Annotated in this window: 27 protein-coding genes; 17 read left to right on the plus strand and 10 right to left on the minus strand. The window is 67.6% G+C overall.

What is annotated here, in order from left to right:
* Positions 1–195: 195 nt before the first annotated feature.
* The 4 genes from xylB to xylF form a co-directional block, all read right to left on the minus strand.
* Positions 196–1,644: a xylulokinase gene (xylB, locus tag ACF66B_RS13250; protein WP_111429224.1), complete on the minus strand. Its 1,449-nt coding sequence runs from the start codon at positions 1,642–1,644 to the stop codon at positions 196–198.
* Between the two features lie 2 nt (positions 1,645–1,646).
* On the minus strand, positions 1,647–2,414 hold the full coding sequence (locus tag ACF66B_RS13255) for a sugar ABC transporter ATP-binding protein (protein ID WP_111429223.1): 768 nt from the start codon (positions 2,412–2,414) through the stop codon (positions 1,647–1,649).
* Positions 2,411–3,676: a sugar ABC transporter permease gene (locus ACF66B_RS13260; RefSeq protein WP_111429222.1), complete on the minus strand. Its 1,266-nt coding sequence runs from the start codon at positions 3,674–3,676 to the stop codon at positions 2,411–2,413. The genes ACF66B_RS13255 and ACF66B_RS13260 overlap by 4 nt, the downstream gene beginning before the upstream one ends.
* A 110-nt stretch (positions 3,677–3,786) precedes the next feature.
* Complete coding sequence (gene xylF / locus ACF66B_RS13265; RefSeq protein WP_111429221.1) at positions 3,787–4,818, minus strand: D-xylose ABC transporter substrate-binding protein; 1,032 nt, start codon at positions 4,816–4,818, stop codon at positions 3,787–3,789.
* A gap of 282 nt (positions 4,819–5,100) precedes the next feature.
* Between xylF and ACF66B_RS13270 the strand changes: the two genes are divergently transcribed.
* The gene (locus ACF66B_RS13270) at positions 5,101–6,378 is read left to right on the plus strand and encodes an ROK family transcriptional regulator (protein ID WP_111429519.1); all 1,278 of its coding nucleotides are present in this window, start codon (positions 5,101–5,103) and stop codon (positions 6,376–6,378) included.
* On the opposite strand, the gene ACF66B_RS13275 is transcribed toward ACF66B_RS13270, so the two are convergent.
* Positions 6,363–7,301, minus strand: a complete 939-nt coding sequence (locus tag ACF66B_RS13275; RefSeq protein WP_162683203.1) for a LysR family transcriptional regulator — start codon at positions 7,299–7,301, stop codon at positions 6,363–6,365. The genes ACF66B_RS13270 and ACF66B_RS13275 overlap by 16 nt on opposite strands.
* A 119-nt stretch (positions 7,302–7,420) precedes the next feature.
* On the opposite strand from ACF66B_RS13275, the gene ACF66B_RS13280 reads away from it, so the two are divergent.
* The gene (locus ACF66B_RS13280; protein ID WP_111429219.1) at positions 7,421–8,092 is read left to right on the plus strand and encodes a hypothetical protein; all 672 of its coding nucleotides are present in this window, start codon (positions 7,421–7,423) and stop codon (positions 8,090–8,092) included.
* 45 nt (positions 8,093–8,137) lie between these two features.
* On the opposite strand, the gene ACF66B_RS13285 is transcribed toward ACF66B_RS13280, so the two are convergent.
* Together ACF66B_RS13285 and hemA are read right to left on the minus strand one after the other, a co-directional pair.
* The gene (locus tag ACF66B_RS13285; RefSeq protein ID WP_111429218.1) at positions 8,138–9,097 is read right to left on the minus strand and encodes a TAXI family TRAP transporter solute-binding subunit; all 960 of its coding nucleotides are present in this window, start codon (positions 9,095–9,097) and stop codon (positions 8,138–8,140) included.
* Positions 9,098–9,242: 145 nt separating this feature from the next.
* Entirely contained in the window at positions 9,243–10,457 is a 1,215-nt protein-coding gene (gene hemA, locus ACF66B_RS13290) for a 5-aminolevulinate synthase (protein WP_111429217.1), read from the minus strand.
* 396 nt (positions 10,458–10,853) lie between these two features.
* Here hemA and ACF66B_RS13295 point away from each other — a divergent pair, with 396 nt between their 5' ends.
* Together ACF66B_RS13295 and idi are read left to right on the plus strand one after the other, a co-directional pair.
* Positions 10,854–12,155, plus strand: coding sequence for a BCD family MFS transporter (locus ACF66B_RS13295; protein ID WP_111429216.1), 1,302 nt, complete (start codon positions 10,854–10,856; stop codon positions 12,153–12,155).
* A gap of 50 nt (positions 12,156–12,205) precedes the next feature.
* Positions 12,206–12,754 (plus strand): isopentenyl-diphosphate delta-isomerase, encoded by a 549-nt coding sequence (gene idi, locus ACF66B_RS13300; protein WP_111429215.1) that lies wholly within the window; start codon positions 12,206–12,208, stop codon positions 12,752–12,754.
* A gap of 9 nt (positions 12,755–12,763) precedes the next feature.
* Here the strand turns inward: idi and ACF66B_RS13305 are convergent, their stop codons facing one another.
* Positions 12,764–13,423, minus strand: a complete 660-nt coding sequence (locus ACF66B_RS13305; RefSeq protein WP_162683202.1) for an invasion associated locus B family protein — start codon at positions 13,421–13,423, stop codon at positions 12,764–12,766.
* A 60-nt stretch (positions 13,424–13,483) separates the two neighbouring features.
* Here ACF66B_RS13305 and ACF66B_RS13310 point away from each other — a divergent pair, with 60 nt between their 5' ends.
* The 4 genes from ACF66B_RS13310 to ACF66B_RS13325 all read left to right on the plus strand — a co-directional run bounded on the left by ACF66B_RS13310 (position 13,484) and on the right by ACF66B_RS13325 (position 16,056).
* Positions 13,484–14,305, plus strand: a complete 822-nt coding sequence (locus ACF66B_RS13310) for a flagellin (protein WP_111429213.1) — start codon at positions 13,484–13,486, stop codon at positions 14,303–14,305.
* Positions 14,306–14,414: 109 nt separating this feature from the next.
* Entirely contained in the window at positions 14,415–14,795 is a 381-nt protein-coding gene (gene flaF, locus ACF66B_RS13315) for a flagellar biosynthesis regulator FlaF (RefSeq protein ID WP_111429212.1), read from the plus strand.
* Entirely contained in the window at positions 14,792–15,199 is a 408-nt protein-coding gene (gene flbT / locus ACF66B_RS13320) for a flagellar biosynthesis repressor FlbT (RefSeq protein WP_111429211.1), read from the plus strand. The genes flaF and flbT overlap by 4 nt, the downstream gene beginning before the upstream one ends.
* Before the next feature lie 17 nt (positions 15,200–15,216).
* Positions 15,217–16,056: a DUF1217 domain-containing protein gene (locus tag ACF66B_RS13325; RefSeq protein ID WP_111429210.1), complete on the plus strand. Its 840-nt coding sequence runs from the start codon at positions 15,217–15,219 to the stop codon at positions 16,054–16,056.
* On the opposite strand, the gene ACF66B_RS13330 is transcribed toward ACF66B_RS13325, so the two are convergent.
* A complete protein-coding gene (locus ACF66B_RS13330) occupies positions 16,038–17,384 on the minus strand; it encodes a FliI/YscN family ATPase (RefSeq protein WP_111429209.1) in 1,347 nt (448 codons plus the stop codon). The two genes, ACF66B_RS13325 and ACF66B_RS13330, sit on opposite strands and share 19 nt — an antisense overlap.
* 87 nt (positions 17,385–17,471) lie before the next feature.
* Here ACF66B_RS13330 and ACF66B_RS13335 point away from each other — a divergent pair, with 87 nt between their 5' ends.
* The 9 genes from ACF66B_RS13335 to ACF66B_RS13375 all read left to right on the plus strand — a co-directional run bounded on the left by ACF66B_RS13335 (position 17,472) and on the right by ACF66B_RS13375 (position 22,424).
* The gene (locus tag ACF66B_RS13335) at positions 17,472–17,864 is read left to right on the plus strand and encodes a FlgB family protein (RefSeq protein WP_162683201.1); all 393 of its coding nucleotides are present in this window, start codon (positions 17,472–17,474) and stop codon (positions 17,862–17,864) included.
* A 25-nt stretch (positions 17,865–17,889) separates the two neighbouring features.
* Positions 17,890–18,282 carry a flagellar basal body rod protein FlgC gene (gene flgC / locus ACF66B_RS13340; RefSeq protein ID WP_111429208.1) on the plus strand — a complete coding sequence of 131 codons (393 nt, stop codon included), beginning with the start codon at positions 17,890–17,892 and terminating at the stop codon, positions 18,280–18,282.
* 28 nt (positions 18,283–18,310) lie between these two features.
* The gene (gene fliE / locus ACF66B_RS13345; RefSeq protein ID WP_111429207.1) at positions 18,311–18,616 is read left to right on the plus strand and encodes a flagellar hook-basal body complex protein FliE; all 306 of its coding nucleotides are present in this window, start codon (positions 18,311–18,313) and stop codon (positions 18,614–18,616) included.
* 52 nt (positions 18,617–18,668) lie between these two features.
* Complete coding sequence (locus ACF66B_RS13350; protein WP_111429206.1) at positions 18,669–18,935, plus strand: flagellar biosynthetic protein FliQ; 267 nt, start codon at positions 18,669–18,671, stop codon at positions 18,933–18,935.
* Between the two features lie 157 nt (positions 18,936–19,092).
* Positions 19,093–19,821, plus strand: a complete 729-nt coding sequence (locus ACF66B_RS13355) for a flagellar hook-basal body complex protein (protein ID WP_111429205.1) — start codon at positions 19,093–19,095, stop codon at positions 19,819–19,821.
* Positions 19,822–19,850: 29 nt separating this feature from the next.
* Positions 19,851–20,636 (plus strand): flagellar basal-body rod protein FlgG, encoded by a 786-nt coding sequence (gene flgG, locus ACF66B_RS13360; protein WP_111429204.1) that lies wholly within the window; start codon positions 19,851–19,853, stop codon positions 20,634–20,636.
* Positions 20,637–20,640: 4 nt separating this feature from the next.
* The gene (gene flgA, locus ACF66B_RS13365) at positions 20,641–21,093 is read left to right on the plus strand and encodes a flagellar basal body P-ring formation chaperone FlgA (RefSeq protein WP_111429203.1); all 453 of its coding nucleotides are present in this window, start codon (positions 20,641–20,643) and stop codon (positions 21,091–21,093) included.
* Positions 21,090–21,815 carry a flagellar basal body L-ring protein FlgH gene (gene flgH / locus ACF66B_RS13370; RefSeq protein WP_111429202.1) on the plus strand — a complete coding sequence of 242 codons (726 nt, stop codon included), beginning with the start codon at positions 21,090–21,092 and terminating at the stop codon, positions 21,813–21,815. The genes flgA and flgH overlap by 4 nt, the downstream gene beginning before the upstream one ends.
* Positions 21,816–21,836: 21 nt before the next feature.
* Positions 21,837–22,424 carry a flagellar basal body-associated FliL family protein gene (locus ACF66B_RS13375; protein ID WP_392662907.1) on the plus strand — a complete coding sequence of 196 codons (588 nt, stop codon included), beginning with the start codon at positions 21,837–21,839 and terminating at the stop codon, positions 22,422–22,424.
* A gap of 25 nt (positions 22,425–22,449) precedes the next feature.
* On the opposite strand, the gene ACF66B_RS13380 is transcribed toward ACF66B_RS13375, so the two are convergent.
* Complete coding sequence (locus tag ACF66B_RS13380) at positions 22,450–23,070, minus strand: YdeI/OmpD-associated family protein (RefSeq protein ID WP_111429200.1); 621 nt, start codon at positions 23,068–23,070, stop codon at positions 22,450–22,452.
* Positions 23,071–23,148: the final 78 nt, after the last annotated feature.

The following is a 23,148-nucleotide window of genomic DNA, read 5'->3' on the forward strand; positions in this document are numbered from 1 at the left end:
GAAATCAGGCCTGTCGGGCCCGTCCGGGCCGGTCAGGACCAGCGTGGAAACCGGAATTTCTCCATGCGCACCTCCATTGGCTGCACGGGTCTAATAGCGCAGAACAGCCGCAGTGTCATCACCGGCGGCATCGTTCGCGGAAATGTCATGAAAGGCGGAGGGGTGCGCCCCGCCGGGACGGGGCGCGCACGACGCTCAGGACGGCAGCGCCTTCAGCGCGGGATAAAGCGCGCGGTAGCGCGCAAGCCCGTCCTGATAGGGGCCGACGAGCGCAGGCAGGGGTTCGATCACCGCATCGATTTCCGGCGCGGTGCAGACCTCGTGCGGAGCCGCACCCTCCGCGGCGCAGATCGCCAGCCGTGCGGCACCCGCCGCCGCGCCGACATCGCCGTCGGACGGGATCTCAAGCGGACGGTTCAGGACGCTCGCGAGGATCCGGAGCCAGGTGTGGGAGCGCGCGCCGCCACCGACTGCGAGCGCGCTCTCGAAATCTGTCCCGCCTGCCGCGAGCGCCTCCTGGCAGTCGGCCATGGCATAGGCCACGCCTTCCATCACCGCCTGCGCGAGATCAGTGGCGCCGTTGCTCTGGGAAAGCCCGATGAAGGCGCCCCGGGCGGCCGCATCGTTGTGCGGTGTCCGCTCGCCGGAGAGATAGGGCAGGAAGGTGACGGGCGAGGGCCGCTCGACCGTGCCGATCTCGCCCGCGAGCACCGAGGCGCGCCGCCCGACGAGGCGGGCGAGCCATTCGAGACTGTCGGCGGCCGAGAGGATCACGCCCATCTGGTGCCAGGTCGCGGGCAGCGCATGGCAGAAGGCGTGGACCGCACCCTGGGTGTTGGGCGAGAAGCGCGCGTTGGAAACGAAGAGCACGCCGGAGGTTCCGAGCGAGACGAAGGCCGTGCCAGGCCGCACCACGCCGACGCCGCAGGCCGCCGCGGCATTGTCGCCCGCGCCGCCCGCGACGACCACCTCGCCCTTGACGCCCCAGCGCTGGGCAAGCTCGAGGCGCAGCGCGCCCGAGGCCTCGCTCCCCTCGACCAGCCGCGGCATGTGCGCCCGCGTGAGGCCGGTGGCCTCGAGAAGATCGTCCGACCAGTCCCGTTCGGCCACGTCGAGCCAGAGCGTGCCGGAGGCGTCGGACATCTCCGAGACATGGTGCCCGGTCAGGCAGAAGCGGATGTAGTCCTTGGGGAGCAGCACGGTGGAGACATGCTCGAAGATCTCCGGTTCGTGATGCCGGAGCCAGAGCAGCTTCGGGGCGGTGAACCCAGGCATCGCGATGTTGCCGGAGATCTCGCGGGCGCGTGGAAAGGCCTGTTCGAGCTCCGCACATTCCGCGCTGGCGCGGCCGTCGTTCCAGAGGATCGCGGGCCGCATCACCCGGTCGTCGTGGTCGAGGCAGACCGCCCCGTGCATCTGCCCCGAAAGCCCGATGCCGCGCAGGTCCGCGAGGCTGGTCTCCGCGGCGATGCGGTCGATCGTTTCGGTGACGGCGCGCCACCAGGCCTCGGGATCCTGCTCCGACCAGCCCGGATGCGGACGGGAGATGTCGAGGGCCGCGCTCGCCTGCGCGACGAGTCGCTGCGCGCGGTCGAAGAGGACGGTCTTGACCGAGGACGTGCCGATATCGATGCCGAGATACATTTTTATGCCTGATGCCCGGTCTGTCCGGGTTTCTTGCCGAGGATGATCATACCGAGGATATCATCGTCCGTAACGTCCTTCACGTCCACAGTGCCGACGAGCTGGCCGTTCTTCATCACGCTCGCCCGGTCGCAGAGCTTCATCACCGAGTGGATGTCGTGCTCGATGAGGAAGATGCCGAGGCCCTGGCGCTTGAGCTCCTCGATGAGCTCGGCGACCATCTGGGTCTCCTGCGGCCCGAGAGCTGCGGTCGGCTCGTCCATGATGAGGATCTTGGCGTTGAAATAGACCGCACGGGCAATGGCGACCGACTGGCGCTGGCCGCCCGAGAGCGCCTTCACCGGCGCGGAGAACTTCTGGAAGTTCGGGTTGAGCCGGCTCATGATCTTGCGGGTCTCGGCCTCCATCGCCCCATCGTCGACGAAGCCGGCCGCGGTGGTGAGCTCGCGGCCGAGAAAGAGGTTCTGGGCCGCGGTGAGGTTATCTGCGAGCGCGAGCGTCTGGTAGATCGTCTCGATGTTGTAGCGCCGGGCGTCGCGGGGATTGGTGATGGTTGCCTTCTCGCCATTGACGAAGATCTCGCCCGCGTCCGCCTGATAGGCGCCCGAGAGGCATTTGATGAGTGTCGACTTGCCCGCGCCGTTATGCCCGAGCAGGCCCACGACCTCGCCCGGATAGAGGTCGACCGTCACATGGTCGACCGCCTGGATGCCGCCGAAGGCGAGCTGGATGTCCCGCATCTCGACGAGAGGAGTGCCCCTGCTGTTCATGCCCCGGTCCTCTTGCGATAGACGATGTCCACGAAGACGGCGAATACGAGAACGACGCCGACAACGATCGACTGCATCGGCGCATCGACCCCGACCATGGCCATGCCCGATTGCAGGCTCTGCATGATGAGCGCGCCGATCACCGCGCCGTAGATTGTCCCGATGCCGCCTGAAAGCGCCGTGCCGCCGATCACGGCCGCCGCGATCACCCGCAGCTCGTCGAGTGTGCCGAGGTCATTGCCGACGGCGCCGAGGCGGGCCGAGGCGATCACCGCGGCGATGGCGGTGAGCCCGCCCATGAGTGCGAAGATCTTCACGGTGAGAAAGCGCGTGTCGATGCCCGAAAGCTCGGCCGCCTCCGGGTTGCCGCCCGTCGCGAAGACATAGCGCCCGAAGCGGGTGCGCTGGGCGACGACGGTCATGACGAGCGCAACCACGAGCAGGAGTACCACCGGAAAGGCGATGCCCTGGGCCATGTGGATCGGCCCGTCCGGCACCGGCTCGCCGCGAGCCTCGAGGATCCGCCGCGCCGCACGTGTCGGAACCGGATAGGAGACCATGATGAAGGTGAAGCCGAGGATCGCCACGCTGATAATGCCCGCGACCACCGCCTCGGCCCAGACCGGCTTCACCGGGAAGCCGTGCGCGGCCTTCTTCCGGCGCGACTGCAGCAGGAGAAAGAGCGCGGCTGCGGTCGCGGCGATCCCGAGCACCCAGCTCGCGGGCCCGCCGAGCGTCCCGCTGACGCCGCCGCCGAGAAGCTTGAAGGTCTGGTCGAGCGGGGCGACCGTCTGGCCGCTCGTCACCCACCAGGCCGCGCCGCGCCAGACCAGAAGCCCGCCGAGCGTGACGATGAAGGCGGGAATCGTGAGATAGCCCACGAGCCAGCCCTGGAACGCGCCGATGAGCGCCCCCATCACCACGCCGAAGACCACGGTGATGATCCAGATGCTCCAGTGCCCGGTGCCGACAATCTCGGGCAGGACGTGGAGCTGCATCGTCCCCATCAGCATGCCGAGAAAGCCCAGCAGCGAGCCGACCGAGAGGTCGATATGTCGGGTGACGATGATGAAGACCATGCCGGTCGCCATCACCGCCACGGAGGCGGTCTGCACCGACAGGTTGAAGAGGTTGCGCGGCGTGAGATACAGGCCGCCGGTCACGACATCGAAGACGATCCAGATGACGAGCAGCGCGCCGATCATGCCGAGCAGCCGGGTGTCGATCTGGAGGGATTTGATGAACTTGCCGATTGCGTTCATTTAAGGCCTCTCCGGGTGCCCGGCCGGGTGGGCCGGGCGTCCATGCGGGAATGGATGCGTCGGTCCTGCGGCCGGGCCCTCGCTCCCGGCCGCAGGACGATCCGGAGCGATCAGTCGCAGATGGCGACGTTGCCGGACGGAACACCCGCGCAGAGCGCGTCCTTGGTGATCCAGCCTGCGTCGACCACGACATCGAGATTGTCCATCGTGATCGGGATCGGCGTGAGGAAGATCGCGTCGAGCTCGGCGCCGTCCGGCGAGGTCCATTTCTGCGCGCCGGGGATATCGGCGGCGGCAGTCCCGCCGGCCATGGCGAGCGCGATTTCCGCGGCGGCCTTGCCGAGCTCGCGGGCGTCCTTCCAGACCGAGACGGTCTGCGTGCCGAGCGCGATGCGGTTGAGCGCAGCGAAATCGCCGTCCTGGCCGGAGACCGGAATGCCCTCGAGGCCCTGTGCCGTCAGCGCGGCGACGACGCCGCCTGCGGTGCCGTCATTCGAGGCGACCACGGCATCGACGTCGTTGTTGTTGGCCGTGAGGATCTGCTCCATGTTCCGCTGGGCGTTCGCCGGCAGCCAGCCGTCGGTATAAGCTTCGCCGACGATGGTGATTGCGCCCGAATCGAGTGCCTCCTGCAGGACTTCCTGCTGGCCGCCGCGGAGGAAGTCCGCGTTCGGATCCGTGGGCGAGCCCTTGATCATCACGTAGTTGCCCTCGGGGGCCTCGGCGAGCACCGCACGGGCTTCCATCCGGCCTACCTCGACGTTGTCGAAGGTGAGGTAGAAGGCGCGCGGATCCGCAATCAGGCGGTCATAGCCCACGACCGGCACGCCCTCGTTCGCAGCCGCCTCGATGGCGGGGCCGATGGCGTCGCTGTCCTGGGCAAGGATGATGAGCGCATCCGCGCCGCTCGCAATCAGGCTCTCCACATCGGAAAGCTGCTTGGCGGACGAGCTCTGCGCATCGGCGGAAATGTAATTCGCGCCGGCGGCCTCGAGGGCAGAGACAATGGCCGCCTCGTCGGTCTTCCAGCGTTCTTCCTGGAAATTGGACCAGCTCACGCCGACGGTAATGTCCTGAGCGAGTGCCGTGCTCGCCAGCCCGGAAGCCATAACGGCCGCGGCCAGCGTCTTGAGAGGTGTCATGCGGTGATCTCCCTTGTGAATCTTGCTTTCTGTCCGCCGGTACCGATCATGATTTCGGTCCGCGGTTCGCCAGCATAATCGAGTCATTAAATTTCTTTGTCAAATTTATTTTGACATTTCGATGTAAAGGTGGCTTCCTTTTGTGGAACGTAATGTTGCAATAGCACAATTTATGTGCAGTGCAGGGATGGGGGCCGCGTAAATTAGTCGGGATTAGTCTCTCTGTAATTTTGTATGTGTTTGCCACTTGAATAAAAAGAACGACTGGGAGGCGGAACCGTGGTGACACAGCCAACACAGGTCCAAGGGCTTCGCACGCGCAACAGACGTGCGATTCTCGCCGCAATCAGGAATCTGGGCCAGACGGCGCGGGTCGACATTGCCCGGGATACCGGAATCAGTGCCGCCACCGTGACCTCGATCACCGCGGATCTGGTGGAGGAAGGCCTCGTCGAGGAGACGATGGACCCCGCCGCTGCCCGGGGGGGCGGGCGCGGGCGGCCGCGCGTGCTCCTCAGGATCCGGCCGGACGCCTTCCTCATTGGCGGGGCCAAGATCTCGACCGACCACATCACCATCATGCTGACCGACTATGCCGGCGCCGAGGTGCTGCACCATGTCTGCCCGCTCCCGATCGGACCCGGGCTGACGGCGGAGAAGGTTGCCGGGCATCTCGAGACGGCGACGGCCTCGGCGCTCGAGCGTCTCGGTCGCAAGCCGGAAGAGCTCGCCTCGATCGGCGTCGGCCTGCCGGGCTTTGTCGATGCAAGCACCGGGATCGTGCACTGGAGCGCGTGCTTTCCCGACCGCGGTATAAACTTCCACAAGCTGCTCGCCCGCGGCTTCGGCTGCCCGGTCTATCTCGACAATGACGCCAATGTCGTTGCCCTGGCGGAAAAATGGTTCGGCTTCGGCCGCGGGGTGGACGATTTCCTCGTCGTCACCATCGAGCACGGTGTCGGCCTGGGCGTGGTGATCGGCGGGCAGATCTTCCGCGGCGCCCGCGGCATCGGTACCGAATTCGGCCACACCAAGGTCGAGTTCGACGGCGCGCTCTGCCGCTGCGGACAGCGCGGCTGCCTCGAGGCATATGTGGCCGACTACGCACTCGCCCGCGAGGCGGCCTTTGCGCTCGATCGTGACCTTGCGCTCCCCGTCACCCCGCAAGAGGAGCTGGACGCGCTCTTTGCGGCGGCGAAAGCCGGCGACGAGGTGGCGGATTCGATCTTCCGCCGCGCCGGGCGCATCTTTGCCATGGGGCTCGCCAATCTCGCGAACATCTTCGATCCTGGCCTCATCATCTTCTCCGGCGAGCAGATGCGCTTCGACTATCTCTACAGCCCCGAGGTGCTCGACCAGATGCGCCGGCTGAGCGTCGCCTCGGGCCGCACGCCGCCGAAGATGCGCGTGCACAAGTGGGGCGACCGCATATGGGCCCGGGGGGCGGCGGCGCTCGCCATGGAAGGGCTCAACGAACAGGCGCATGACGGCGGCCCCGCGGTTGCCGCGGGGGCGGCCGGGCCGGAGCGGGCCGCGGTCGAGGATCAGGCCTCGCTCTGACCGGCTCCGTCCGGGGCGAGAAGCCGGTGGGCCGGATGCTCGCGCATGATCCGCCGAAGGAAGGAAAGCATCGCCCGGATCCGGTGCGGCGTGCGCCGGTGGCGGCGGGTGACCGCGAAGATCTCCGGCCCCGGATCGAGATACCCGGTCAGGAGCGGCACGAGGCTCCCGGCCCGAACCGGCTCCATCACCGCATAGGCGATGTTCTGCACCACCCCCGCCCCGCCGATTGCCGCGGCGACCGCCGCCTCGCTCGATTCGAAGCTGAGCGCCGCGGGCATCGCCTCGAGCCGGGTCATGCCGCCTTCCCTGAACCGCCAGCTGAGCGCGCGGCCCTCGGTTGCCGAGAGGATGTTGATCCGGTCGTGCGCGGCGAGCTCGGAAATCGTGGCGGGCATGCCGCGGCTCGCGAGATAGGAGGGGGCGGCAACCGTGACGATCGGAAACTGCCCGATCCGCGTGGCGACGAGCGCGCTGTCGCGCAGCGGGCCGACATAGACGAGCACATCCACAGCATCCGCCACCATGTCCGGAAACCGGTCGCGCGACAGCACCGAGAGGTCGATTTCCGGATGTTCGGCGAGGAAGCCGCCGATCGCGGGCGCAAGCACAAGCCGGCCAAAGGCCGAGGGAACCTGAAGCGTCAGCCGGGCGCGGAGCTGAGAGCGCCCGGTGACGCTCTGGTCCAGCGCCTCGATCTCCTCGAGGATGCGCCGGGCCTGCTCGACATAGAGCGCGCCCTCGGCCGTGAGCGACATGCGCCGGGTGGTGCGCCGGATGAGCTCGACGCCGAGCGCGTCCTCGAGTCCCTTCACGATCGCCCCTGCCATGCCATGCGACAGGCCGAGATCCGCCGCCGCGCGGCTGAAATTGCCCCGTTCCGCGACCCGCACCAGCACACGCATCGCCTTGAGCCTGTCCATGCAATTCTCCGGCAATTCCAGAGAGAGTTTCCAGAGCATCGTGATTTTTCGGACAATATGGAAGCGCTATTCCCGAAAGCGCGGCCAGAGGGGCCGCCTCAGATGCGGGACAGCGAGCCATGAGTGCTTCCGAACGTCATGATTTCTACTACGCCATCCACAAGGCGCTCCGCCTCGGCCACACGCGCGTGCTGAACAGGCTCGCGGCAACCGATTTTACCGAAGCGGCCGCGCGCGCCGATGCCATCGCCGAGCTCCGGGGTTTTCTCGGCCTGGCGCGAGGCCATCTGCTTCACGAGAATTCCGAGATCCATGCCGCGCTGGAGGCGCGCCGACCCGGCGCCTCCGACGAGGCTGCGGAGGATCACGCCGCGCATGAACGGAGCTTTGCGGAGCTCGAGGCGCTGGTCGACGCCCTCGAAGTGGGCCGTCTCGACCGCGCCCGCCTCGGTCGGCAGCTCTATCGCCGCTATGCGCTCTTCCTGGCTAACGATCTCGCGCACATGAACGAGGAGGAGGCCGAGCTCATGCCGGTGCTGCAATCGGCCTTCGAGGACGAGGAGCTGCGTGCGATCGAAGGCCGGATCGTCGCCCGCATTCCGCCGGAGGAAATGGCGCGGATCATGCGCCTCATGCTCCCGGCGATGAACCACCCGGAGCGCGTGGAGATGCTGAGCGGCATGCGGAGCGCGATGCCCGCGATGGCCTTCCGCCAGATCCTCGAGGATGCCGCCCGCCCCGCGCTTGCCGCTGCCGATATGGCTGCGGTCGAGCGTGCGCTGGCGGCCTGAGCCGATGTGCGGGAAGGGGGCGGTCTGCGCGGGCTGCGCGCAGGTTCAGTTCGTGAGGCCCTGCGTGGAGAAATACGCTGCCGCCGCCGGGTGCAGCGGCGCGGTCAGCCCGTCTTTCGTCATCGCCTCCGGTTCGAGATCGGCCAGCACCGGATCGAGGCCGCGCAGCCGGTCGAGCTTGGAGAAGATCGCGGTCACCAGCACCGAGATGACCTCGTCCGGCACATCCGCCCGGGTGACGAGCGTCGCGCCGGGGCCGAAGGAGGCAACGGCATCGGGGTTGCCGCGATAGAGCCCGCCCGGGATCTCCGCCTCGAAGAACGAGGGCGTCTCCGCGACGAGCCGGTCGGCGACCGCGCCCGTCGCGGGCACGAGCCGCGCGTCGCAGGACAGCGTCGCTTCCTGCACCGTGAGCGCGGGGTGGCCGATGGCGGTCACGAAGGCATCGATCCGGTTCTCGCAGAGCGCGCGGGCCTGATCGGTGGCGGCAAGCTCCGCGACCTCGGCGAAGCTCTCCGCCGCCCAGCCCTCGGCGGCCGCAACCGCCTCCCAGAGCGCACGCTGCCCGGAACCCGCCGGTCCCACGCTGAGGCGCTTGCCCGGAAGCCCGTCGATCCCGGTGATGCCCGCATCGGCGCGGGCAACGATGGTCAGCGGTTCGGGATAGAGCGAGACGACCGAGCGGAGCGTATCGAAGGGCCCCTCCTCCCCCGCGCCGGTCCAGGCCGCGGCCTGGGTGTCGGACTGCACGATGGCAAGCTCGACATCGCCCGAGCGGAGGGCTGCGATGTTCGCGACCGAGCCGGCGCTCTGCTCGGCAGAGCAGCGGATGCCATGTTCGGCGCGCGTTTCATTGATGAGGCGGCAGAGCGCAATGCCGACCGGGAAATAGACCCCCGCCGGGCTTCCGGTCGCCATGCGGATGAGTCGCGCCTCCTGGGCGTCCGCCGCGATCGGGGAAAGCAAGAGCGCGGCAACCGCCACGAGACCTTGAAGCCGGAACATTCGCAAACCTCCCGTCCGTTCCGCAGCAGCCTCTCACGCAAGCGCGCGTGACACAACCGGCTTCGCGGGCATTGGTCGAGGGGTGTTCGCTGAAGGGGGAGCGGCAGGCGCGGCCAGTGGCCGCACCCCGTTCAGCGCGCGGGGCTCAGGCGACCGCGCGCGAGAGTGCGCACTGCTTCCAGAGCGCGGTCAGGGCGCCGATCAGGTGATCGATATCGGCATCCGTATGCAGCGGCGAGGGCGTGAAGCGCAGCCGCTCCGTGCCCTTCGGCACCGTCGGATAGTTGATCGGCTGCACATAGATCCCGTACTGGTCGAGCAGGATGTCGGAGATCATCTTGCACTTCACCGGATCGCAGACCATCACCGGCACGATGTGGCTCGGGTTCGGCAGGTGCGGAATGCCGATCGCATCGAGCCGCGCGCGCACCTTGGCGACATTCTCGCGCTGCTTCATGCGCTCGGCATCGCTCACCTTGAGGTGCTGGATGCTCGCGCGGGCCGCGGCCGCGACCGAGGGCGGCAGGGCGGTGGTGAAGATGAAGCCGGAAGCGAAGGACCGGATGAAGTCGACCAGCGCCGCGGAGCCGGTGATGTAGCCGCCGACCACGCCGAAGGCCTTGCCGAGCGTGCCCTCGATGAGGGTGATGCGGTCCATGAGGCCGCGCTCCTCGGCGACGCCGCCACCGCGCGGCCCGTAGAGCCCGACCGCATGGACCTCGTCGAGATAGGTCATCGCGCCATGCGCTTCGGCCACGTCGCAGATTTCGGCGATCGGGGCGATGTCGCCATCCATGGAATAGACGCTCTCGAAGGCAACGACCTTCGGCCGCGCGGGATCGAGGCGGGAGAGCTGGCGGTTCAGATCCTCCGGATCGTTGTGCTTCCAGATCATCTTCTCGGCGCGGGAGTGCCGGATGCCCTCGATCATGCTCGCGTGGTTGAGCGCGTCGGAGAGGATGACACAGCCGTCGAGCTTGGCACCGAGCGTGCCGAGCGAGGCCCAGTTCGAGACATACCCGGAGGTGAAGAGAAGGGCGGCCTCCTTGTGGTGCAGATCGGCCAGCTCGCGCTCGAGCAGCACATGATCGTGGTTGGTGCCGGAGATGTTGCGGGTGCCGCCCGCGCCGGCGCCGCAGCGGTCGATCGCGTCATGCATCGTCGCGATCACCTCGGGGTGCTGGCCCATGCCGAGATAGTCGTTCGAACACCAGACCGTGACATCGCTCACCGCGCCGCCGTCATGCCGGCGGGCCCGCGGGAAACCGCCGCGCTCGCGTTCTAGCTCTGCGAAGACCCTGTAGTTGCCTTCATCGCGAAGTTGGTCGAGATGTTTGCGGAACAGGGCATCGTAGTCCATTTGTCCTCACCTTTGCCTTCAAAGCCCTGCGCCAAGTTCGGCAACAGGTGTGGGTTTATGGTCACCGGGACATGGCACCAGCGCGCCGCCATGTCCAGTCTGCAGTGCACTACCACGGAAGATAAGCCGAGAATTGACAGGAAAATCATGGGATCGACTGGCATTCCCCGCCCCTTTCACGTAAATTCGGCGCTCGTGCGCCCTTCCTCCGCAGGCGGGCATGATTCCCGCATTCGCCGCTGCCGCCCTTGATCTTTGTCAAGCCGGGCCATCTTTCGACGCGCCTTGGCGAATCGGCTCAGTCACCTTCCCACCATTTGCCGGGGTCGCATATTGAACCAAGGTGGGTGTGGTCCGCGCCCGATCCACGATCCCGTGTCAGCCAGAGGATTTCACATGGCGCCCAACGGTCTGAGCTGGTCCGGCATCCTGCGCCTCGGCCTCGTCCAGATGGCGATCGGCTCGGTGATCGCGCTCACCACCTCGACGCTCAACCGGATCATGGTGGTCGAACTCGCGCTCCCCGCCGTGCTGCCGGGGCTGCTCGTCGGCATCTATTATGCGCTCCAGCTCTCGCGGCCCGTCTGGGGTCACCGCTCCGATGCCGGGCGGCGGCGCACCCCCTGGATCCTCGGCGGCGTCTTCGTGCTCGCGCTCGGCGGCCTCGTCGCGACCCTCGGCACGGTGCGGATGGAGACGGATCTCGCCATCGGTCTGCCGCTCTCGGGGGCAGGCTTCATGCTGATCGGCGCCGGCGCCGGCGCCGCGGCCACATCGCTGCTGGCCTTCCTCGCCACGGCGACCCGGCCGGAACGGCGGCCCGCGGCAGCAACGATCACCTGGCTCCTGATGATCTTCGGCATCGCCGCCACTACCACCCTCGTCGGCCAGATCCTCGATCCCTATTCGCCCGCGCGGCTTCTCCGGGTGGTCGCGGGGGTCTGCACCGGCGCGTGCCTCCTTGCGACACTCGCCATGATCGGCCTCGAACGCGACAGCGCGGTGGTGGCGCCGGCCCGCGAGGCGCAGGTGCCCTTCCGCCGCGCCTTCGCCGAGACCTGGGCCGAGCCGCATTCCCGGCGCTTCGCCGTCTTCGTCTTCCTCTCGATGATCGCCTATTCGATGCAGGAGCTGATCCTCGAGCCCTTCGCGGGCCATGTCTTCGGCTTCTCGCCGGGGCGCTCGACCTCGATGGCAGGGCTTCAGAACGGCGCGGTGCTGCTCGGCGTGCTGACCGTCGGCATCGTCGGCAGCGGGCTCGGCAGGGGCTCGCTCCGGGTCTGGACCGCCGCGGGCTGCGTCGGCTCCGCGGCCGCGCTTGTCGCCATCGCGCTTGCAGGCTTCGGCGGTCCCGAAGCGGCGCTGCTGCCCTCGGTCTTCGCGCTCGGCTTTGCCAACGGCGTCTTCGCCGTCGCCGCCATCGGGGCGATGATGCAGCTCGCAGGGAGCGCGGGGCAGGGCGGCCGCGAGGGCACCCGCATGGGGCTCTGGGGCGCGGCCCAGGCCATGGCCTCCGGCATCGGCGGCTTTCTCGGGGCCGCGGGGGCCGACACGATGCGATTCGCGCTCGGCGAGAACCACCTCGCCTATGGCACGGTCTTCGTGATCGAGGCGGGGCTTTTCCTCGTCGCGGCGGCCCTTGCGCTCTCCGCGATCGACGCGCCCGGCCGGGTGCCGCTGCCCGAGGAGGGGCTCTGAGCGCGCGCAGGCCTTGCCCGCGGGCGTGAAATGGCCGAAAGACCTTGGGCATGAACGATCAGAGCGCCGCGAGTCGGCACAGTTTCATTCCTGCTTGGGTCGATGGCCGCCTCCTGCCCGTCGACAAGCTGGAGGTGCACCGCAAGGGCCTGCGCCATCCCGCTGTCTCCGTCTTCCTGATGGATGGTGGCCGGACGCTGCTCCAGCGCCGTGCGCTCGGCAAGTATCACACGCCGGGCCTCTGGGCGAATGCCTGCTGCACGCACCCGCGCTGGGGCGAGCCGACGGAGGCCTGCGCGAGCCGCCGCCTGCTCGAAGAACTCGGCATCGTCGGCCTGCCGCTCGCCCGGAGCGGCCGCGTCTCCTATAGTGCCGATGTCGGCCGGGGCATGGTCGAGCGCGAGGACGTCGATCTCTTCATCGGCCACTGGCGCCCCGCCGTCACGCTGGCCCCCGACCCATCGGAAGTGATGGAGACCCGCTGGGTGCCATTGTTCCAGCTCGAGGAAGAGATCGCGCAGAACCCGGAGCGCTTCACGCCCTGGCTCCGGATCTACCTCGCCGAGCACGCGGGCACGATCTTCGGCTCGGTCGACTGATCCCGCCGTTTACGGGGCGGTTTTCTCGCCGGTTTTGGCACTGGTCCCCGCCTTGGCGGCGGCAAGCGCTGCACTGAACCCCATCAGCGAAAACGGCAGCCGCACCCGGCTTCCGTCCAGCAGCGTGAATTCCACGCTGCCGCCGCGCTCGGCCTTGAGGGCTGCGCGCAGGTCCTCGTCGAGCGCCATCCGCGCCTCGCACCCCGCCGGGTTGCAGGTGACCCAGGCGAGATCGCGGGCGAGTCGCCCCCCGACGGCGAATCCCAGCCCGTCGGGCAGGTATAGCGGCAAGGGTGTGCGCAGGATCAGCTCGTCCGCCGGCGCACCCGGTGCCTCGATCGCGAAGAGCGGCGCGCCGTCCTGCGAACTGACCCGGGTCGTCGCGCTGCAGAGCTTCGCCGCGCAAGTGGTCTGCCAGTCCTCGAAAATTTCCGCCGGAGGGGCCAGGAGCGCCGCCGGCATCTCGGCCGCACCCGTCCCGGATGCGAAAAAGGCGCTGAAAAATGTAAACAATAACAGTGCATTGTTCGACCCCCTCCGGGGCCGCGTTAGCACTTGCTTCATGGTGTTCGCAGTATGTCCATTGCACGCGGCAATCAGCCGGCGCGGCGAGGTTTTGAACGGACCGGTAGTCGCAGTGTCAGAATGGCGGTCAACGGTTTCGCGCATGCGGGGCCATTCATCCCAAGGCGGTGTCGAAAGCATCGCATGAATACAAGGAAATGACCAATGTCCAGCATTCTCACCAACTCGTCCGCGATGGTTGCCCTCCAGACCCTGAAGGGGATCAACAAGGACCTTTCCGGCGTGCAGAACGAGGTCTCCACCGGCCTCAAGGTTTCGAACGCCAAGGAAAATGCCTCGTCCTGGTCGATCGCGTCGACGATGGAGTCGGATGCGGCGGTCTTCGACAAACTGGTTGAAAACCTTGACTCGGCCTACGAGATGGTTGGCACCGCGCGCAGCGCGACCGAGCAGATCGCCGACAAGGTCAAGGAAATCCAGACCCTGATGACCCAGGCTGCCGGCGCTTCGGCGACCGACCAGGCCACCATCAGCAACCAGATCACCGTCCTTACCGACACGATCACCTCGATCGCTCAGTCGGCCCAGTACAATGGCATCAATCTGGTGAGCGCTTCGGGTTCGAGCCAGACTGTGACGACCTCTGTCATGCGCGACTCCAGCGGCACGCTGACGGTCGACACGATGACGGTCGCTACCGTCGACCTCGAGGCCGTGGCTTCTGCGATCGCCGCTCTGACCGTGGATGGCTCCGCCACCTCGCTCGATGCGATCGATGACGAGCTCGACACCGTGAACGCCGCCGCTGCCGCCTTCGGTGCTGCCCAGGCACGTATCGAAGCGCAGAGCGACTTCCTGTCGAAGCAGTCCGACGCGCTGACCAACGGCGTGAGCGCCCTGGTCGACGCAGACATGGAAGCGGCTTCGGCTCGCCTGACCGCCCTGCAGACGCAGCAGCAGCTCGGCACTCAGGCGCTGTCGATCGCCAACCAGGCGCCGCAGACCATCCTGTCGCTCTTCCGCTGACAGGCACCATAGCGGGGCGGGCGAAAGCCCGCCCCGTTTTCGGCCGGATAGTATCCGTTGAAACCTCCCGGCGCCTGAAGGCGCCGGCCTAGACCCCTGGAGGTTCCTGATGACCACGAGTGAAAAAGCCCTTTCCGGTTATGCTGCTGCAGCCCGTCCCGTTCGCACCGACCGTGGACTGGAATACGCCGTCTTTGCCCGCATCACGAGCAGCCTGCGCGAGGTGGATGAAACCGACACCGCCATGCGCCCGGCCCTGACGCGGGCCGTCATGGACAATCTCGGCCTCTGGCGCACGCTTGCGAGCGATCTGCGCCGCGATGGCAACGCCCTTCCCCTCGAGCTCCGCGGCCAGCTTCTCTCGCTCGCGGGCTTCGTCCGCCGTCACAGCTATGCGGTGATGAACGGCCAGGACACGATCGATCCCCTCATCGACATCAACACGTCCATCATGCGCGGCCTGCGCGGAGAAGTGGAGACAGCAGCATGAGCGGGCTTGTTCTCAAGCTGGGTCCCCGTGAACGCGTCATGATAAATGGCGTCGTCATGGAAAACGGCGACCGCCGGACCCGCATCAACATCATGACGCCGGAAGCCAACGTCCTGCGCCTGCGCGACGCGATCCACCCCGACGATGCCAAGACCCCGGTGAAGCGGGTCTGCTACATCGCCCAGCTCGTCCTTGCGGGCGAGGCGGATCCTGCGGAGGCCGCACCGCAGCTTCTGCGCGGCATCGAGCAGCTGAGCCAGGTCTTTCTCGACCGCGACAGCCGCGAACAGCTGACCGCGGCCACCGAGGCCGTCGCCGCCGGCCGCTTCTACCAGGCAATGAAGGCGCTCCGCGCCCTCCTGCCGCGCGAAACCCGCCTGCTCTCGATCGCATCGGGGCAATAGGACACCGGAGAGATGCCATGAGCTATCAGGTCCAGGTTCCGCTCACGGGCATCGCCGGCTGGCGCTTTCTCGAACGTACGCAGACGACACAGAAGTCGGCGTTCGAGAACGACGCGATGATGAAACGCGAGATTGCCTATTTCGAGGAGAACATCGGCAAGGTCGAAACGGCGGCGGATCTCGTTGGAGACCGCCGTCTGCTCAATTTTGCGTTGACCGCCTATGGCCTCGAGGGCGATCTCGACAAGAAGGCCCTGGTGCGCAAGATCCTCGAGGAGGGCACCGACGACAAGAAGGCGCTCGCCAACCGCATCTCCAACACCGGCTACAAGGAGATGACCACGGCCTTCGGCTTCGGCAACGAGACCGGCGTGCAGACCGCCACCGACGGTTTCGCCGCAAAGATCGTCAATCTCTACAAGGAACGCTCCTTCGAGAGCTCGGTCTACGATCAGAACGCCCATCTCGGCCTGGTGATGAACTTCAACCGCAAGGCGGAGATGCTCTCGGAGGGCGAGGGCAAGAGCTGGTATACCGTGCTGGGCGACAAGCAGCTCCGCAAGGTCTTCGAGGGCGCGCTGGGCCTGCCGGCAAGCTTCATCAACCTCGACATCGACAAGCAGGCGATGATGATGGAGAAGAAGGCCAAGCAGGTCTTCGGCAGCGGCAGCCTGACAGCCTTCCAGGACCAGAAGAACGTCGACAAGCTCATCACGCGCTTCCTCGCCCGCGCCCAGATCGAGGAGGGCGGCGCCTCGGCGACCGGCCCTGGCGCGAGTGCGCTGTTCCTGCTCCAGCACCGCAATTCGAGCGGCTCGCAGGGGTTGCTCAATCTCTTCTACCGCTTCGACGGGTAGCCGCCCTGGCCCTGATTGATCTGGAGGAGTGAGGCGAGCCGCTCGAAGCTCGCCTCGACCCCCTCCGGGGCCTCTTCCGAAAAGAACGCATCGAGCTTCGGCCAGAGCGAGATCGCCTCGTCGATCGCCGCGTCGCTGCCCTTGGCATAGAGCCCGGTCTGGATCATCAGCGCGGCGTTCTCGTAGGCGGTGAGCACGCGCCGGACCTTGGCGATCATCGCGTTCTCCGCCTCCGTCGCGATCCCGGGCAGCGAGCGCGAGACGCTGCGCCGCACGTCCACCGCCGGAAACCGCCCGCGCTCGGCAATCGCCCGGTCGAGCACCACATGCCCGTCGAGCACCCCACGGGTGATGTCGGCGATCGGCTCGTCCATGTCCGAGCCCGCGACGAGCACGCTGAAGACCCCCGTCACATCGCCCTTTCCGAACGGCCCCGGCCCCGCGCGTTCGCAGAGCGAGGCAATGAGATTCGAGATCGAGGGCGGAAAGCCCCGGAGCGTCGGCGCCTCGCCCGCGGTCAGCGCGATCTCGCGATGCGCCTCGGCGAAGCGGGTGAGCGAATCGATCAGCAGCAGCACATGGTGGCCCTGATCGCGGAAGACCTCCGCCGTCGCCATCGCCATCCAGGCGGCGCGGCGCTTGATGAGCGGCGCCTGATCGGAGGTCGCGGCCACCACCACCGCGCGCGCCATGCCCTCGGGGCCGAGCACGTTGTCGACGAAATCCCGGAGCTCGCGGCCGCGCTCGCCGATGAGCGCCAGCACGACGATATCGGCCTCGATCCCGCGGGCGAGATCGGCGAGGAGTGTGGACTTGCCGACGCCGGAGCCCGCGAAGACCCCGATCCTCTGGCCGCGGGCCAGCGGCAGCACCGTGTCGAAGACCGCGAGCCCCGTGCCGATCCGCGCCCCCATCGCCTTGCGCCGGGCCGGCTCGGGTGGCGGCTGGCGCAGGCTCGCGCTCGCCGCCCCCTGCGAGATCGCGCGGCCGTCCATCGGCTGGCCGAAGGCATCGACGATCCGCCCCACCCAGCCGGTGTCGGGATAGACGCCCGCGGGCCCGAGCAGCGTCACCTGATTGCCGACCGCGGCGCCGTCGAGCGGCTCGTAGGTCATCGCGCGCGCCCGCGTCTCCGTCACCCCAACGATCTCGCCGCCGAGCTCATGGCCGTTCCGGAGCGTGATGGCGATCTGGTCGCCGATTCGGGCCTGATGCACGAGGCCGGTGATCTCGAGCGAAGCGGTGCTGACGGAAACCACACGGCCGATGCGCCGATGGTTCTGGATCCGGGAAATCTCCGAGCGGAGCGCGGTGAAGTCGGTCAGCATGGGCCCTCCTCGCGGCACTGGTTACGTTTTGTAAACCATGAAGGGTTAAGCCCGGGTTTCCAGAGTGAAGGCGGGAGGACCCGGCCCATGGATCTGAGCCTCAACATCCTGCAGCTTGCGAGCAGCCTTGCCTCGCATTCCGCCGCGCGGCAGCAGGTCATCGCTGAGAACATCGCACATGCGGATACGCCCGGCTACAGGGCCCGCGACATCAAGAGCTTCGCGGAAACCCTCGAGGAGACGGTCCCGCATTTCGAGGCGCGGATGACCCGGCCCGGGCACATTCCGTTCGGAACCGAGAACCCGGCCTACGCGCCCTTCGAGGTCACGGCCTTCGGGGCCGAATCGCCCAACGGCAACTCCGTCTCGCTCGAGGACCAGATGATGCGCGCCACCGACGTGCGCCAGCATCACGATCTCGCGCTCGGGGTCTACCGCAAGTCGCTCGACATCATGCGCAGTGCGGTCACCGGACGCTGACACAACCGCCAGGGGGAGAGTTTACATGGACGAGATGATGCGTACGATGGCGGCCTCGGCCAGCGGCATGCGCGCGCAGGCCGCGCGCCTCCGCCTGTCTGCCGAGAACATGGCCAACGCCGACACGCCCGGCTACCACCGCAAGGTCGTGCCGTTCCAGGAAATCTTCGACCGCACCAACGAGACCCGCGCGGTCGCGACCGGCCCCGTGCAGCTCGACCAGTCCGAAGTCGAGCGCGTCTACCAGCCGAACCACCCGCTCGCCGACGCCAACGGGTATGTCGAGGGCTCGAACGTCAACCTGATGGTCGAGATGGCCGACGCCCGCGAGGCCAACCGCTCGTACGAGGCCAACCTCAAGATGTTCGAACAGGCCCGCGACATGGCGTCGTCGCTGCTCGATCTGCTGCGCCGTTGATTAGGTGTTGAAGAGAGGAAACCAGGTCATGGACGTGAACGCGACACTTGCATCGCAACTCTACAACAGGGCCCAGGTGGCGGCCCGTCCCGTCGCGCGGGAGGCCAGCGAAGGCCAGCCGACGCCGGGCGAGGCCTTCAAGGCTGTCACCGAAGACTTCATGCAGACCCTGCGCCAGGGCGAGGAAACCGTGCAGGCGGGCCTCGTCGGCCGCGCCGATCCGCAGGCGGTCGTCGAGGCGATGGCCGCGACCGAGCTCGCCGTGCAGACCGCGGTCGCGGTGCGCGACAAGGTCGTCGAGGCCTATCAGGAAATCCTGAGGATGCCGGTCTGATCCGGCCGCCCGCACCCGCGCCGACAGACGCGCCGCTCCGGAGGCCGATCCGATGACCGAAGGCGTCCTTCTCGATGTCCTGCGCCAGAGTCTCTGGACGGCGCTCGTCGTCTCCCTGCCGATCCTCGCCGTGGCACTCGCCGTCGGCCTCGCCATCGGCCTCATCCAGGCGCTCACCTCCGTCCAGGAGATGACGCTCACCTTCGTGCCGAAACTCGGCGCGATCCTCGCTGTCTACTGGGTGTCGATGAGCTTCTCGAGCCAGATGCTGGTGAAGCTCTACCAGGAACAGATCATCCCCCTGATCGCCGGACAGTAGCGCGGCCGGGGATTCGTCCGCGGCCCGCCCGTGAGGACGGTATTTTCCTCAACAGATCAGACAATTGGCGCCTTTGACGGAATCTTTACGAAGGCGGTCCAGATTGCCCCCCAGCGCGGAAGGCCGCGCGGTCAATCGCAGAAAGCGGGAGTCGCTGATGGACGTAGCTGGCTATGTTGCGCTGACCCGGCAGACCGGCCTCCGCAAGGAGATGGAAACGGTCGCCAACAACATCGCGAACATCTCCACCACGGGCTACCAGCGCGAAGGCGTCGTCTTCGCCGAGATGGTGCAGATGCTCCCGACCGAGGGCGGCTCCGTCGCCATGACCGATGCCCGCGGCCGCTACACCGACCTGCTCCAGGGCGCGCTCACCCCCACCGGCGGCAGCCTCGACTTCGCCATCGAGGGCAACGGCTACTTCACCGTGATGACACCCCAGGGCGAACGCCTCACCCGTGCCGGCAGCTTCACCCGCGACGCGGACGGCCAGGTCGTCAACATGGACGGCCACCCGCTGCTCGACGAGGGCGGCGGCCCGATCATGATCCCCTTCGAGGCAACCTCGATCAACCTCGCCTCCGACGGCACGATCTCCGCCGATGGCGAACCGGTCGCCCGGCTCGGCCTCGTGATGCCGACCGACCCCACCCAGGTCTTCCGCGAAGCCGGCGTGCTCTACCGCGTCGATGGCGATACCGAGCCGCTCGATCCGGGCCAGTCGCGCGTCGTGCAGGGCTTCGTCGAGGAATCGAACGTCAATGCGGTCACGGAGATGGCCCATCTGATCGAGGTCCAGCGAGCATACGAAAGCGGTCAGAAGCTGCTCGAAATGGAACACGAACGTATCCTGCAGGCCGTCAAGTCCCTCGGCCAGCGCGCCTGACCGGCGCCTGCGAGGAAGAGGAGTAAGTCATGCGTGCATTGAGTATCGCTGCCACCGGCATGTCGGCCCAGCAGCGCCGGGTCGAGGTGATCTCCAACAACCTCGCCAACATGAATACCACCGGCTACAACGCCCGCCGCGCGGAATTCTCCGACCTCCACTACCAGCAGGCGGTGCGCCCGGGCGAGATCAGCTCGTCGGACGGCACCGTTCTCCCCGCGGGCGTCCAGCTCGGCCTCGGCGTGCGCACCTCCGCGGTGGCGATGGAAGTGGCGCAGGGCTCGCTCTCCGAAACCGGCGGCCCGCTCGATCTCGCCATCGACGGCGCGGGCTATCTCGAGATCTCGCTGCCGGGCGGCGACATCGGCTACACCCGCGACGGCGCGCTCAAGCGCAACGGCGACGGGCTGATCGTCACCTCCGACGGCTTCTCCGTCTCGCCCGAGATCACCATTCCCGAGGATGCGACCGAGATCGCCATCAACGGCGACGGCGAGGTCTATGCCTATTTCAAGGACCAGGTGCAGCCCCAGCTCCTCGGCCAGTTCAGCCTCGTCACCTTCTCGAACGAGAAGGGCCTCGAGGCGATGGGCTCGAACCTCTACCGCGAGACCGAAGCCTCCGGCCAGCCGAACGTCGGCGATCCGGGGCAGGACGGCCGCGGCATCTTCCGTCAGGGCTATCTCGAGGATTCGAGCGTCGATGCGGTCAAGGAACTCACCGACCTCATCGAGGCCCAGCGGGGCTACGAGCTCAATGCCAAGGTCATCACCGCCGCGGACCAGATGCTTTCGGCCACGGTGCAGATCCGCTGAGCCGATGACCCCTGCCGCCCGCCTCCTTCTCACCTTCGCGACGGCCGCCCTCGCCTGGGCGGCCCTTCCGTCCGAGCCGCCGAGCGCCCAGGCCGTGGTGCCGGTCCGCGCCATCCGCGGCACCAACATTGTCGGCGCCGAGGATGTCGAGATCGCCAAGGACAAGGACCTGCCGGGCGCGATCCACGCCCTCGAGGACGTGGTCGGGCAGGAGGCCAAGGTCACGCTCTACCCCGGGCGGCCCATCCTCCGGGGCCAGGTCGGCGCCCCCGCCCTCGTCGAGCGCAACGCGGTCGTCAGGATGATCTACGAGCAGGGGCCGCTCAACATCACCGCCGACGGCCGCGTGCTCGATCGCGGCGGCGTCGGCGAGACCGTGCGTGTGATGAACCTCTCCTCGCGCCAGATCGTGGCCGGGACGGTGGAGGCCGATGGCTCCGTAAAGGTGGAAAAATGACCCGCAGATCCGCTCTCCCGATCCTCGCCCTCGCGGGCCTCGCCACCGCCTGCACCCCGATCGGCAGACCCCCCGAGATGACCGAGATCGGCAGCTACGAGGCCGCGAATGGCACCGGGCTCACCGCGGAGCGCGTGGCGATTGCCGTGCCGGCCCCCGAATCCGCGCGCTATTCCTACCAGAGCGGCTCGCTCTGGAGCACGAGCCCGAGCGGCCTGCTCGGCGACAAGCGGGCCCGCAAGCTTGGCGACATCCTCACGATCACCATCGACATCGACGAGGAAGCCAACATCGACAACCAGACCGAACGCCAGCGCACCGGCAGCGAGAGCGCCTCGGTCGGCACCTTCTTCGGCCTCGGCCAGAAGTGGAACAGCGATCTCAACCCCAATCTCGAGATGGGCTCGAGCTCGGATTTCTCCGGCTCCGGCTCGGTGAAGCGCAACGAGCAGATCTCGCTCCGCATCGCCGCAACCGTCGTCGACGTGCTCCCCAACGGCCATCTCGTGGTCCAGGGCGATCAGGAAGTGCGGGTGAACAACGAGCTGCGCAAGCTCATCGTCGCCGGCATCGTCCGGCCAGAGGACATCTCGCGCTACAACGAGATCAGCTACGACCGCATCGCGGGCGCGCGCATCTCCTACGGCGGGCGCGGCCAGATCACCAATGTCCAGCAGCCGCGCTGGGGCCAGCAGATCGTCGATCAGGCGATGCCGTACTAGGCGAGGGGGGCCACACCGGTGATGAAATTCGTCATTCCCGTCGTGCTTGCCCTTCTCGGGCTCGGTGCCGGCATCGGCGCGGGCTTCGCGCTCAAGCCGCCGCCGGAGGAAACCGCGGACGCCTGCGCGCCGGGCGCGCCCGCGGCGGAAGGCGGCCATGGCGCGGCGGAGGCTCCGGCGGCCGAAGGCGCGGACCCTTGCGCGCCCGAACATGCCGAGATCGATCCCTTCGAACCCGAGGAGCCGGCCGCGGCCGAGGCGGAGCATGGCGGCGAGGGCGAACACCCCCTCTATGTCGCGCTCGAGAAACCCTTCGTCGTGCCGGTCTTCACCAATGAAAAGGTCACGGCGATGATGGTCGTCTCGCTCTCGGTCGCCACCGTCGGCGAAGACCCCGAGCTCGTCCATGCGCTGGAGCCGCGCCTGCGCGACCGCTTCCTCGAGGTCATGTTCCTCCATTCGAATTCCGGCGGCTTCAGCGGCAGCTTCACCACGGGCCGCAAGATGGAGGACCTCAAGACGGCCCTCCTCAAGGCCGCGCGCCAGGTCATGGGCGCCGAGATGGTGACCGAGGTTCTCGTCACCGAAATCAACCGCCAGGACGTCTGAGCCCGGCCGCCCGCGCCGCCGTCGCTCAGCGCTCCGTCGCCCCCTTGCCCGCAAGGATCGCATCGCGAAACCGCGCGATCCGCTTCCGCCGTGTCGCGGGCTGCTTCGCCGCGGCGAGGTTGATCGCATAGCTCCGCTGCCGGCCGGGCGTGAGGCGCCGGAAGGCCTCCGCAAGTTCGGGATCGGCATCGAGCGCCTCGACCAGTTCCTCCGGCAATTCGGTCTCCGGCGCCGGCTTCGGGGCGCGACGGCCCGCCTCCGCATGGCCCATCGCCTCCCTCAGATACGCGCCGATGACCTCGGCCATCGCCTCCGGCCGGCCCGTATCGGTGAAGCGGATCGTCCCGGCGTGCCGCGCGTTCGGCCCCTGCGGCTCGAGAATGCCCTCCGGGTCGCGCATCAGCGCCGCATCGAAGAAGCTCAGCCGGAAATCGCCGCGGAACGCCCCGAGGAGCGCGATGTTGCGCCCGGCATGCATGTAGCAGGGATGGCCCCATTTCACATGCTCGCTCAGCCCGGCGGCGCGGCATATCCGGCGCAGCGCCGCGAGCCCGGCGGCCCAGTGGCGTGTCGCGCAATCGGCGGTGTCGAAGCGGGCGCAGCGCCCGCAGCCCTTCGCGAAGTAATCCTCGATCTCGGCAATCATCGCGCGCGCCGCCTCCCTGCTCCGAGCCTACGCCGCCGCAGGGCAGGAGAAAACCGGCGTCTTGCGCGCCCCCGTGCG

Source organism: Amaricoccus sp. B4, assembly GCF_043226085.1.
Taxonomy (GTDB): Bacteria; Pseudomonadota; Alphaproteobacteria; order Rhodobacterales; family Rhodobacteraceae; genus Amaricoccus.